The sequence below is a fragment of the Leptotrichia sp. oral taxon 417 genome, assembly GCF_013394865.1.
Lineage (GTDB): Bacteria > Fusobacteriota > Fusobacteriia > Fusobacteriales > Leptotrichiaceae > Leptotrichia > Leptotrichia wadei_A.
Genome location: NZ_JABXYV010000001.1, coordinates 2,347,126 through 2,361,036 on the forward strand (window position 1 = coordinate 2,347,126; position 13,911 = coordinate 2,361,036).

Consider the following 13,911-nt stretch of genomic DNA (forward strand, 5'->3'; position numbering starts at 1 on the left):
GAGTTCAAAGTCTCTTTTGGTAAATAATATTTTAAACGAGATTTAGTATTAATATAATAAAAAACTGTCTTAAATATTTTTAGTATTTAAAACAGTTCTTTTTAATATCTTGTACTTCTTCTATTTGACAACAAAAGAATCCTTGATAAATCAAATTTAACTATTTAAACAGAAAACTATTGTGTAATTCCCAACTGCTTATCTGCATATTCATGCGCAAGTTCCAATCTTACACGTTCTTTTGAATTTTCAAATGTTGCTTGTGTAAATGGTATTTCTGATGTTTTTGCAATTAAATAATATCCAGTTGAATCATTTCTTTCTAAGAATCCATCTACTTTCAATGCGAATATTTGATCCATTAGTTCTTTATTTATTCCAATTCCTGGAATTGCATCAGTTTTAACTAACTTTTTAAATCTTTCTTTTACGCTAAAGTTATATTTATCTTGTTTTTCCACAGTGCTCCAGGTAACTTTCTTGCTTTGAATTTCAGCTTTCAAGTCTTGAATTTTCTTAATAACTTTTTGTTTTGATGCCTCAGAAATAGTTGGAGTTATTAAAATATGGCTAACTTTCGCTACATTTTCATTTTTTGGATCTTTACTTTGAATGTAAATAATATGATAACCAAACTGTGTTTTTATTGGTCCCACAATATCTCCAGCCTTACCATTTTTAACTGCATTTGCAAATTCTGGGACAAGTTTTGATAAATCCGCTGTTTCTCCTAAACTTCCGCCATTCTTAGCCGAACCAGGATCCTTTGAAAATTCTCTAGCTTTTTCTGCAAAATTATCTTTATTTGTAGTCTTCATAATTTCTTCAGCCTGCTTTTTAGCCACAGCAAAATCATTTTCTCCAGCCTGATATTCTTCTCCAATTACATAACCGCCTATACTATTTTGAGTATTATAGCTATCTCTCTTAGAATCAAATCTTGCTTGTAATGCCGCATTATCAGGCTTATAAGTATCAATTAAATAATTATAGTATTTTTGAGAATAATCTCTTAACTGATCTACTCCTACTAAATCAGCATCTGCCTTTATTCCAGCCGCTTTAGCCTTATTCGCTATTTGTATAAATTTATTTAAATTTGTTTTTAGCATGCCTTTTAAATCATTTACCATTTTTGGCGAATAACCTTCTTGAGTTTGTGAAACTGCATTTATAATTTGTTCATTTACATCTGCATTTGTATATTTATACTCTCCATTTTGTGCCACAACTGCTGTTATGTTAGCATACATCTTTTTAAATTCCTCATCTTTAAACTCAATTTTAGCTTTTTGCTTAGCCTTTGCAATAAATGAATTTAAAATCATAATATCCTTATCTTGCTTCATATTTTCCTTAATTTGATCTTTTACATCATCAAATTCTTGATTTTCAAAGGCTTGAGTATATTTATTTCTTTCATAAGCCTTTTTAACTTCCTCATCTGTAACTTTATCATCTGCAAATAATTTTTCTCTCATCTTGTCAACTGTTTTCTGGTCTTTTATCATTTTTTTAAATGAAGTAACGTTATATCCAACTGATCTTAAATATTGAGAAAATTCATCTTTTCCTAATTTAGACTGTTTTTGATAAGCCTTAAATTCCTTATTAACAGTTGAACCGCTTACTCTTATTCCCAAATTCTTAGCCGATGAAAGCAATATTTCCTTATTTATCAAAAGTTGTAAAACATATTGATTTATAATATCATCAGGAACATTTTTTATATTCTCAGTATTTACTCCTGCTTGTGCCAACTGCTGCATTTTTTGCTGATTAATCTCATTTAACTGACTTTTTAACGAATAAGCTTCCCTTTCAAAATCATCACGATAAATTTTTGTCCCGTTAATCGTTGCAATTACTTCTCTATTACCTTTTGAAGCTTCAAAAATATTATTCTTCAAAAATAATATTCCAGTAATAAGCATTGCTATTCCAAACATCCCCATCATAACTGCTGATGCGATCTGAATACCTCTTTTGTGACTTCTGAATCCCATTGTCTATCTTCCTTTCTTTATTCTCTCACTTTTAGTCATTTTATTATTATAACACATAATACTTTATTTTTCTATCGTTTTTTTTACCAGAGACAGAGCAATACTATTTTCCATTTAAACAGCAGACTAATTATAAATTTCTTTACAAGGGAGCAAATCTCTTTTTAGCAAGTAAAATAAATTATAATCTCTATTTTTAGATGGAGTTTAATACAAATACCAAGTTCTGTTTGAAAAACAATAAAAAATCGGAAACTGATTTTTTCCTCTTCCGATTTTTTAATTCTCTACAATTTTTGAAAACTAATAAATTGCCCTAAATCCAATTCCACCTCTGACATTATTTCCTTTAGTATCATATCCAGCATTTACTGTAATACCAAATCTAGTATTGTCAACTCCGATGTTAAGGTCAAACTTACCATTTCCACGTCTATCTTCTTTTTCTTTTTCCAGATTATACCAATCTGCTGTCGTATATCTTACTCTTGCCTGATTTCCGTTTTGTAGTTTTCCAATCTCATTTTCATAAGCGGCTGTAAGCCCTACTGTCAAGTTTGTTTTTACTGCAAGTGGCTGAACATACTTAAATTCAACTCCAGTTTCTGGTTTTACTGAAAAGTAGTCATTACCCTTAACCTGCAGTCTTACTTGTCCAGAGTTTTCTTTCACATCATTAAATCTTCCATATTCCATTTTCAAAACTCCAAATGGTCTTAAATGTGTTCTTTCACTCATTCTTATATCATAACTAAGTTCATTTTTAAGAGCTGCTCCATAAGTATGGTACGTAGATTTAGCTTCAAATGTATCATCAACTATCCAGAATTTACGCTTCATATTACTAATTCCTGCAAACACATCTCCTGCAACTGTCCACTGCAATGCTCCGTTGTAATCCTTTTTAGGCGACATTGTCTTAAATATTCCAGCTTTTATCATTGTCTGATCTTCTCTTGACTTTCCTAGATCCTTGAATCTGAATCTGTTTGTTACTGCTCCTGCATACCATCCGCTTGAGTTGCCCATTCTGACTTTTTCATCTTCGTGAACATAAGCTACTCCGTAGGCATTGCTCTTATAGTCAACAATTCCAGCTGTATCAGTATTGTATTCGTCTCTTAATCCAAATGCTTTGATCTTATTATTTTGCTTAGTTGGATTTCTCCATTCATTTCTCAAATAGCTAAACTCATTATCCAGAGCATTTCCTGTAGCGTTAGTTCTTTGTTGAATATTTGCATATTGATGACCTTTCATCTCATCTACAGCTTGTGCTAAAATATGGGATTCACCTTTTCCTAAATCATTTAATTTATTAAACAGTTCTTTTTCTCTTCCAGTAGTTTCCACACCATATCTTTGTTCTAATCCACCTAAAAAATTATATGTATTTCCATCTTGTGCAAATGCTGTATATGGAATTTTTACTAAATAAACTTTTCCTAGAGCACCTGTTGATAAATTTTGTGTTGCTGTTGCAAACCAAGTCAAACTTCCTGCATTTAAAGCAAATTTCATTCCACTACTTGATGCAGCTAATGATAATATCATATTATTATAAGGGTTTATTATATTATCCCCAACCTCTATAACTTTACTATCAGTATATCTTGCTGCCTCATTCCCAAATATCAAATTAATTCTTTTTAATCCTGTCAAATTATTCAATCCTTCAATTGGATGTGTATAATTTACTCCCGATGTATCTATATACATTCCAAGTGCTCCAACTTGTTCATTTGATGGAATGCTTCCCAATCTTGTTGAGCCTAGGTCTATTGTTGTCACTGTTCCATCTGGAGAAGTTACTGTTGCAACTGATGGATTTGGTGTTGAAATATTTGTATCTATAACCGTTGGAATTACAATATTATTATTTATTTTTATAGTAGCCGCTGTTGCTGCTGGTGGAGCTATTATTTCTATTCCTGCTACCGTTTTGCTTGTTGGATTGCTTACTTTTCTTACAACTCCATCTGCACCATTAGTATTTGTAACAGTTCCTGTTGTACCTCCACTAGTTTCATTTGAGAAAGTTCCTGTAGAACCAAGATATCCAGCTTTATTATTAGGTCCATCTACAATAATTTGTCCATAGTTTTTAATTACTCCACCACCTGTGGCAACTACACCTAAGATACCATTATTATTTGCTGTTGGAACTGTTTTAATAATTCCCCAGTTTTCTCCTACTGCGTTATTATCAACATACATTCCTTTTGTATTTTTTCCGCTTAATTCAATTGTACCATTATTTATTGCTTTTGAACCACTTCCTGAAGCGAACATTCCAATTCCTTCATCAAGAGCTACTTTTATTGTTCCATCATTTATAATTGTTCCATTAGAAGTAGCCATTCCCATTCCATATTCTGGAACTGGAGTTGCTGATAAATTACTTCCACTTACTGTAATTGTTTTACCTGCAGCATTTCTAGCAGTTCCTCCATCAATTGCATAAATTGCTACACTTCCTGTTCCTCTTCCAAAATCAATATCTGCATTATTTGTTACTGTTCCTGCAGAATAAATTCCGTAAGTATTATTTCCTGTTGAAGTTAATGGAACATTATTTGTTACTGTTATATCTTTATTATTTGAATAAATAAATTTCGCTTCATTTCCTAATGTTGCAGTTCCATTTGTAGTTAAGTTTGTTGTTCCTGTATTTTTTATTACATAACCAAATGAAGAATCTCCAATTGTCATATCTGTATTAGAATTTATTGTTCTTCCTGCTGTTCCAGTAGTAAATACTCCAACTCCTTCATTCGCTCCAACTCTTACTTTTGACCCTGCATTTAATGTGACATTTCCTTCTGTTGAATAAATTCCTACTCCTTTATCTCCAACTGTGATTTCTCCTGTTGCTCCATGAGTTACTGTCGTTCCAAAGATACCGTAGTTTTTATTCCCACCAGTAATTTTACCATCATTTACTATATCCGTTGCCACATCATTAGTATAAATTCCTACGCTTGGAACAGAACCTGTTGTTGCCGCTAAATTGATTTCCCCTCTATTTATCAATGACGAACTGTTATTAGCAAACATTCCAACTTGTTCCTGCCCTGTCATATTAATTTTTGCATTTGTATCATTTGTCAATGTTGCTTTATCTCCTATCATTCCGATAGATTTATCTCCTGATAAAGTTAACACTCCATTTCCTGTATTTGTTCCAACGGCATTAGCTTTTGTTCCTGCTGAATTATTATTTTTTACATAAATTCCATGTGAAGTTGTTCCATCTAATGTAATGTTTCCTTTGTTTACAATATTAGTTGTTCCTTCACCAGGTTTTCCTCCAAATTCATTTACTTTAGGTGCTCCAGTAGTTGCATCTTCCCTATATGCCAATCCTAATAGCCCAATTGAACTGTTTCCACCAACATTTACAGTTCCTTCATTATTTACTTCAGAACCGTTTACTGCGTAAATTCCTACTGCACTGTCATTGTGAGGATTTGTTGTTAACTGCTCAACATTTATTGTAGATGATGCATCTGTATTCACTTTTCCATAGTTTATGAATAATCCAACTGCTCCGCTTCCTGCGTCTGTTCTGTCTGCATTTACATTAGAACCTCCAGCAAGATTTATTTGTGTTTCAGCATTTGAAGCTGCTGAACTACTTGAACTCATATCAAGTCCTACTACACCTTTCATTCCTGTTGCTGTTAGGTCTGAAGAATTTAGGTTTGCTGTTACTGTTTTACCTGCTTGTAAATTTAAAACTGCACGTTGAACTAAATATCTTTTAACAAATTTAAATGAATCTGATGATTCATTAGCAATATTTGTAGCCAAGCTTTTATCAATATCTGCATTAATATTATAATTTAACATTCCATCTATAAATGCTTTTTTATAATTAGTATATGCAGTTGTCCCGTCTTCTCCATTTACAACTTGAATTCCTGAAGCCGCAATACCTAAATCAGTATCTATAGATGTTAAATTTACTATTCCTTTATCTTTAAATTCAAATGGAATAGCATCATTTGACATAACAACTATTTTTGTATTTGCATTTGTTGTTATATCACTTAAAGAAGAGCCTTGTACTCCTATTGCTTTTCCTCTTAAAACAACTGTACTTCCTTGTAAATCAATTTTCCCATTGTTTCCACTATAAAGAGAGTATCCATTTCCTTTATAATCTAAAATTGAATTCTTTAAATTTATATTACTTGTAGAACCATCACTGTATGCACCAACTAATCCATCAGATAATTTCATAAAACTGTTTTCTGCTACAATTTGTCCTCCATTTGTAGCATAGAATCCAACTCCATTGTTTCCAGAAATAGTAACTTTAGGAGTTCCTATTGATGAATCTGTTATAACTGTTACTCCTGATGAATTAACAGTAGTTGATGGTTGAGCAACTGCTGCTTCTGTTACAGTAACATTTCCACTGTTTTTCGCATAATACAACACTGCATCTGAACCGATGACTTCTCCTGTAACACCTTGATTCAATGTAACTGTCGAACCAGCTCCTTCAGAATACGCTAAAGTAAATCCTTTTCCACTAACTGCTGTTGAAGATAAAGGCAACGAATTATTTACTTTCAATGTCCCTCCATCTTTTGCAGCAAACAATATCGCATTTTTTCCACTAACCTTAAAATTATTAGCTGTATTGTTATAAATTAAATTATTATTTGCACCTCCATCTGAAAGATACCCTATATTATCTTCTCCACCAAGAGTTATTCCACTATTTGCCGAATCATTAAACGTAAGCTTAGCTTGTCCCGCTCTAAAACCTATTGAATTCTTAGAATTATTCTCTAAATTCACATTATAATTATTTATATCTAAATTTGTAAATCCATTATCAGAAATTGTAAAATCAAAATTTAGTCCAACTGAATTTTGAACTTTTGTCAAATCTCCTTTTGTATCACCATAAGTAGCATCTTGTGAAGTTAAAGAAGCTCCTCCAATTTGAATATTAAATTTTGAATTTAAAAAATTATTTGAGCTAGTGTCTGGTTCTGACAAGAAACTCGCTCCTACTGATTCATCTCCATATATTTCAATTGGTGTATTAAGTTGAATATCTGCATGTGCCATTTGTTCACCAGAAGTATCATTGTCAGTAGCTATTCCTAAACTATTTTTACCAAATAACTGCATTTTACCATTATTAATTGAACTTCTTGTTATTCCTTGCGTATTGCCTGAACTGTATGCCCATCCTACACTTTCTGGAGCATAAAAAATTACACTTCCGTCAGAAGCATTTTCTATTTTATCACTTTCTGAAGTTCCATAAGAATAAGCTCCAAATATATGGTTTCCTGGAGTTGCTCCAGTTAATGCTGTACCTGAAGCATCAACAAATATTCCATTTTGTGCATGTCCTATTATATTTCCCCTATTTACAAAAGTTATACCACCTGTACTAGCTACATTATCTATATTTACTACTGCTATTTTATTTCCATAAATATTAGTATTTGCTTTATGTATTAATTTAGCTTCAGCATTTCCTGAATCTGATGGATTTCCCATATAATAAATTGAATTTAAGTCCCCACCACTACTATTATTACCTACTACGTTAACTGTCATTGTATTGGGCAATGTAATCACTTTTCCACTTAAAGCGTAAAAGGCCGCTGTGTCATTACTATCTCCTGCATCAGAAGCTGGTAAATGTGGAACTGGTGCTCCTGTTCCAGGATCGTTTGAAGGGGTATATGCTCCATTCTCGGTAGCACCACTAAAATTATATTTAAGAGGATCTCCTACTCCGCTAAAATAGTTATTAAATGTTCCTGACAGCACTTCTACTTGAGCAATTAAAGCATTATTTTGTAAAGGATTATTTACATTATAACCCCATGTCCAGTTGGGAACATTCTGATACGCAACATTAGTTGGAGGTGCTGAAGGAACCTGGCTAATATTAACATTCTTAGGGTTAATAATAGGCGGTGTTACCATTAATGGATCAAATGGCGGTAGTCCCCCACTAGGAGTAGTAGGCACAAAAGTAGGTGCTGGTTTATCTATTGATAATGTTCTCAATGAAGCATCAATTTGGATTTCTACTGGTTTTTCCATATTATCAGAGTTTAATTTCAGTCTTGTTGCTCCGTAAGTACTTAAATTTTTTAACTGATAGTTATATTTTTCCATTGTGGCATCTCTTTGGTAAAATTTACCGTCCTGAACCCGATTTCCTCTACCCTTAAAATGTCCATGCCAATCATTATAAAAATCATTTGCTCCAATTTGCCAGTTACTCCATGGAGATTTTGTTACATGATCTCCCTGTTCCATTAATTGTGTAAGTTCCAAGTTTGTATCTTTGATTAACTTGTTGTTTTCAGATCTCGCATGCTTAAAATCTTTACGCATTTGACCTATTGAAGAATTAATCAAATTCACTTGGTTACTAATTCCCGAATCTTTTGATTCTACACTCAATTCACCTGCTGAAATTAACATTCCGTTTAACAAAAATGTAAACAAAGCCGAATCTGTATATTTAAAGTCCTTACATTTTTTTGCAAACGACTTTAAATCCCTTTTTAACTGTGATAAATTATTAGTCACTACTATCTCCTTTTAATTTTTTTATAATTCAGATTTTCAATTTAGAAATATTTTTCAAAAATAATAATTATTTTAAATACAGGAAAAAGTGATTTTTGTAATGGTTTAAGTGATAATTATTTTCACCGTATTTAATAAAAAATTCCATTCTAAAAACAAAAAACATATTTTATTTATGTTCCATTAAGAAAGCTTAACCCCTTACTAAAACAGAATTTACAACAAATTCATTATTTCCAAAAAAAATTCTTTCTACCTATTATATCATAAAGAAAAAAATAAAAACAAGAGATTTTTTAAAATTTATTTAAAAACATAATATTCTTATTTACATACTCAAACTCATTCAAAATTGAACTACTAAAAATCATACAAACTAAAGTTTGTGCAAAATATTCATAGTTCTTGAGTTCAGTTTTACTAGACTAATGCTAAATCTCATAAAAAAAACTGCTTTAATATTAACATTTAATAATATCAAAGCAGTCTAAATTATTTTTTCTTAAATAACTTACTTTTTATTGAACATTTGTTTCCCCATCTATTTGAATTATGACACTTTGAATATTGGGAAAGTTTTTTAAAATTGTATTTGTTACAGCTTGAGAAAATCCATTAAATAATTCAGGATTTTTTTTCAAATTTGCGAATGCCGCATTTAATTTTACAACTGTTGTATTTACATTATCAATTCTAAGGTTGTAGGCACTTCTAAATTTCATATCATCTGTAATATAATTTGAATTTCTGATAATTCCATTTATAAAATCCCCTTCAATTAAGTTCACTTGACGTGGAATTGCAATTTCTCGCTCATAAATTGTTCTTGTACCAGGATCAAATACAAATATAGAAATTTTATTTTGAGTTTCCTCATTTTGCGCTGTTTCCTTTACTAAATTCTTATCAACAGTTACATGTATTTCTTCACTGTTATCCCTGTCATATATATTCGTTGCAACTACAGCAGCCGTTATTAAAATAAGCAATATTATAAAAAATACGCTGCTAAAAAATACTTTTTTCTTTTTAGGTTCTTCTTTTGATTCTTCTTTTTTTGGCATAAAATTCTCCTAATTTGGATAATATTTCCATTATTTAAAATGAAATTATCTAAAATAACTTCTTATTGCACTTCCAATAGCATTTGCTGCTCTTTCTTGACCATCTGGTGTTAAATATTGCGATAAATCAGAATAATTATTCATAAATCCTAATTCTACAAGTATTGATGGTGAATTACTTCCACGAAGTACTGCAAAATTTGCTCCAAAAACTCCTCTTCTTCTAAGCCCTGTTGTATTTATAAGATTATTTAATACAGATTCTGCTATAGCTTGACTTGTCTTTTGATTTTTTCTATAAAAAATATCATTTAAAATAAAGTCTGAAAATGGCACATCTCCATAGCTTCCATCAACTTTATTTTCAAATTTGGCTACTTGTGCAGCATAACTTCCTTGATCTTTTTTACTAAAATAAAATACTTCTGTTCCATTTGCTGATGAACTCGAACCTGAATTTAAGTGGATACTTATAAAGAAATCTGCATTTGCATCATTTCCAATTTTGGCTCTTGTATCTAATGGCACAAAAAAATCTGAATCTCTAGTCATTATAACATTGTAATCCTGTCTTAAATTATTAGCTAGCCTTGTTGCAACTTGCAATGCTATATCTTTTTCATTATATCCATTTCCTCTTGCTCCTGAATCATGTCCACCATGTCCAGGATCTACAACTATTGTATATTTTTTATTTCCTCTTGAAGTATTACCTGACTGGCTTTGTGACTGAGTCTGTGTTATTCTTGTATTGTTGCTGTTATTATTCTGGCTTTGTGGTGTATTATATGATTTTTGCACTGTTACAGCTTTACCTCCATCTAATGTTACTTGAAACTCTCCATTTCTACTGGTAACTTGATAAGTAACAGATGGTTTTAAATACACATACACTACTACCATTCCATTATTTTCAACTGTATAAACCTTACTTATATACTGATCACTTTTGTTAATAAATGCTGGAACACCACTTTCCATTTTACTATCTGGGAAACTTAACATTAACAGGTCTTCACCCCCTAATTTTGTGACAGAAGCATTTGGAATAATCTGTTTATTTTCCCTAAATGTTCCAATGACTTTTCCATTATTATATGAAACATTTTTTAAAGTATCAGAAAATGTAATTGCACTTACAAAAAGCAGCAAAAACAATAATATCCTTTTCATTTTTTCCTCCTATTTTTTACTATTCATTTCAATTATTTTTAAAAATACATAAATCTCAATAAACATAACATCTCTAAATTCTTATTTTGTTTCAATTCTTTCAACTGCTGATTTAAGAACAGTCATTCTTGCATTTTTATCAATTTTCATTTCCACAGTATCTGTAAAAACATTTGTAATAGTTCCTTGGATTCCTCCAACTGTAGTTATTTTAGCTCCTACTTTTAAATTTTCCATTAATTCAGCTTTTTGTTTTTTCTTTTTTTTATTTGCAAAGTATGTTGGTAAAATCAATACTGCCAAAAATACCACATAAATTATTATTACTCCCATTGAATTCTTATCCATAATTATTTATTTCTCCTCCTTCTGAAATTCTAAAATCTTTTTTAATTATACCACAATTTAGATTATGTTTCAATTTTTTAAAAAATTATTTTTAATTTAAAGTAAAAATGACTATCTTAAAAAATTGATTTCAAGACAGTCATTTCGTGATTAAAATGAAAAAATTATTCTTAGTCAACTAAATTAATAGTTATTTAAGTTAGTTTATTATTTATCAGAAATTGCAGCTACTCCTGGCAATACTTTTCCTTCCAAGTATTCAAGAGAAGCTCCTCCACCAGTTGAAATGTGTGAGAATTTGTCAGCAAATCCTAATTGGATAGCTGCTGCTGCTGAATCTCCACCACCGATGATTGTCTTAGCATCAGATAATTCTGCGATTGCTTTACATACACCAATTGTTCCTTTAGCGAAGTTTTCCATTTCAAATACTCCCATTGGTCCATTCCATACTACAGTTTTAGCACCTTCTAAAGCTTTTTTGAATAATTCTACAGATTTTTCACCTATATCTAATCCCATCCATCCATCTTCAATGTCATCTACAGAAACTGTTTTAAATTCTGTATCATTTTTAAATTCTTTTGCTACAACTGTATCAATTGGCAATAATAATTCAACATTTTTTTCTTTTGCTTTTTTGATTAATGAAGCGGCTAATTCTACTTTGTCAGCTTCCAATAATGAAGAACCTGTGTTTTTACCTTCAGCTTTTAAGAAAGTAAACATCATTCCTCCACCGATAATTACTTTATCAGCTTTATCCAATAAGTTTTCAATTACACCAATTTTATCAGAAACTTTTGCTCCTCCTAAAATAGCAACTAATGGTCTTTCAGGATTGTCAACTGCTCCACCGATAAATTTAATTTCTTTTTCTACTAAAAATCCTACTGCAGAATCTTTAATATTTGAAGCAATTCCTACATTTGAAGCATGTGCTCTATGAGCAGTTCCGAATGCATCGTTTACAAATACATCTCCAAGTGATGCCCAGTATTTTCCTAATTCAGGATCATTTTTAGATTCTTTTTTACCATCTAAGTCTTCAAATCTAGTGTTTTCAAACATTAAGATTTCTCCATCTTTTAGTTCAGAAACTGCTTTTTCCAATTCAGGTCCTCTAGTTTCAGGAATAAATTTAACTGGTTTTTCTAAAAGTTCTTCCAATCTTTTTGCAACTGGCGCTAAAGTTTTTGAGGCTTTGTCAGCTTCTTCCTTAACTTTTCCCAAGTGAGAAAATGCGATTACTCTTCCGCCATTTTCCAAAATATATTTTAAAGTTGGAAGAGCAGCTGTAATTCTATTATCATTTGTAATAACTCCATCTTTTATTGGTACATTGAAATCAACTCTTACTAATACTTTTTTACCTTTTACGTCTAAGTCTTTTAAAGTTTTTTTAGCCATTTCGTTATATCCTCCTAAAATTTATTCAAAATCTTTTTTTTTCCACTTGAATTATACCACTCTTTAATCTGATTTTCAAGCAATTTAATATATAATCTCAAAACATTTTTAACATTTTAAAAAATATGTCATTTTATTCCTATAAAATCAATATTGGATTGTTTAATGACTTGATTTTTTATTTACAAGGAGTCAATACTTTTTGCTTCAGAACGTTTGTTTTATTAAAATACTAAAAAAATCTATACTTTTTACAGCTCTAAAATTTGTTTTAATTTAACTTCATCAATTTCTGATACTTTTTTTATCGGCTTAGGATTTTTAGGATATTCGGAAATAGCTTTTTCAAACCAAGTGACACCAACCCATTTTCCAAATTTGTATCCAGAATTTTCAAAAAATGCAACTTTTTTAAATCCAAAGTAATTATGCAATTTTTCACTATTTTCATTAGGATAAGTTACAAGGGCATAGACATTTACAACATTTTGAAGCTTCAGTATTTCAATCAAAATTTTATACAACTTTTTCCCAATTCCATTTCCTGCATAATTTCCATCTGTATAAACCGAAAGTTCCGCATCCCACTGATAGGCAGCCCTGCTCCAAATCCTATGTGCATAAGCATATCCAATTATCTCATTTTCGTATTCACAAATAATATACGGATATTCCTTTAAAATTTCTCTTATTCTTCCTTTAAATTCCTCGGCTGAAGGTACTTCATACTCAAATGTAATTGTAGTTTTTTCAACATACGGCTCATAAATTTTTAAGATCTTTTCAGCATCTTCTTCAGTTGCAAATCTAAAAATCAGATTTTCTTTTTTTAATTTCATTTTCAGCACCTCAATGTTCTTAATTTTTCCTTTACTAAATTTTATTCTCAATTTTTTTGATTAGTAATAATTTTTAAATTCATATAAAATATACTAGCATTTTTTTAGTTGAATTTCAATAGAACAGATTGCTTACTCTTGACACTCATAAAAAATTTTGCGGTTATCACTGGCAAAGCGATGTGGATGCAGCTCGTGTAGTAGCAAGCACAGTTGTCGCAACATTACATTCAAACAGCGAATTTAATGCTCAATTAGCTAAAGCAAAAGCTGAATTTCAAAGAATTAGCAAAAGAAAATAATAAACAAATCTATCATTATGACTAAAAATAGTATAAATTCAATAAATAAAAAAGGGCATCTAATTTTGATGTCCTTATATTTAAATAATGAATAATTTTTTATAAAAAAAAATGGCGTACCCGTGAGGAATCGAACCCCAAGCCTTCTGATCCGAAGTCAGACGCTCTATCCAGTTGAGCTACGGGTACA

8 protein-coding genes and 1 tRNA gene are annotated in these 13,911 nt (G+C 30.7%); 1 reads left to right on the forward strand and 8 read right to left on the reverse strand.

What is annotated here, in order from left to right; genetic code table 11:
* Positions 1 to 176 precede the first annotated feature (176 nt).
* From HW276_RS10850 to HW276_RS10880, 7 genes are all read right to left on the reverse strand, one after another.
* Entirely contained in the window at positions 177 to 2,006 is a 1,830-nt protein-coding gene (locus HW276_RS10850; protein ID WP_178938433.1) for a peptidylprolyl isomerase, read from the reverse strand.
* Between the two features lie 303 nt (positions 2,007 to 2,309).
* On the reverse strand, positions 2,310 to 8,585 hold the full coding sequence (locus tag HW276_RS10855) for an autotransporter-associated N-terminal domain-containing protein (RefSeq protein ID WP_178938434.1): 6,276 nt from the start codon (positions 8,583 to 8,585) through the stop codon (positions 2,310 to 2,312).
* A gap of 518 nt (positions 8,586 to 9,103) precedes the next feature.
* On the reverse strand, positions 9,104 to 9,649 hold the full coding sequence (locus tag HW276_RS10860; RefSeq protein WP_147004446.1) for a GerMN domain-containing protein: 546 nt from the start codon (positions 9,647 to 9,649) through the stop codon (positions 9,104 to 9,106).
* Between the two features lie 45 nt (positions 9,650 to 9,694).
* Positions 9,695 to 10,822: an N-acetylmuramoyl-L-alanine amidase gene (locus HW276_RS10865; protein ID WP_178938435.1), complete on the reverse strand. Its 1,128-nt coding sequence runs from the start codon at positions 10,820 to 10,822 to the stop codon at positions 9,695 to 9,697.
* An 81-nt stretch (positions 10,823 to 10,903) separates the two neighbouring features.
* Entirely contained in the window at positions 10,904 to 11,170 is a 267-nt protein-coding gene (gene yajC / locus HW276_RS10870) for a preprotein translocase subunit YajC (RefSeq protein WP_147004448.1), read from the reverse strand.
* 207 nt (positions 11,171 to 11,377) lie between these two features.
* The gene (gene pgk / locus HW276_RS10875) at positions 11,378 to 12,580 is read right to left on the reverse strand and encodes a phosphoglycerate kinase (RefSeq protein ID WP_147004449.1); all 1,203 of its coding nucleotides are present in this window, start codon (positions 12,578 to 12,580) and stop codon (positions 11,378 to 11,380) included.
* 251 nt (positions 12,581 to 12,831) lie between these two features.
* Positions 12,832 to 13,419 (reverse strand): GNAT family N-acetyltransferase, encoded by a 588-nt coding sequence (locus HW276_RS10880; RefSeq protein WP_178938436.1) that lies wholly within the window; start codon positions 13,417 to 13,419, stop codon positions 12,832 to 12,834.
* Positions 13,420 to 13,547: 128 nt separating this feature from the next.
* On the opposite strand from HW276_RS10880, the gene HW276_RS10885 reads away from it, so the two are divergent.
* Complete coding sequence (locus tag HW276_RS10885) at positions 13,548 to 13,721, forward strand: hypothetical protein (protein WP_255460468.1); 174 nt, start codon at positions 13,548 to 13,550, stop codon at positions 13,719 to 13,721.
* A 112-nt stretch (positions 13,722 to 13,833) separates the two neighbouring features.
* Here the strand turns inward: HW276_RS10885 and HW276_RS10890 are convergent.
* Positions 13,834 to 13,910, reverse strand: a tRNA-Arg gene (locus tag HW276_RS10890).
* Position 13,911 lies beyond the last annotated feature (1 nt).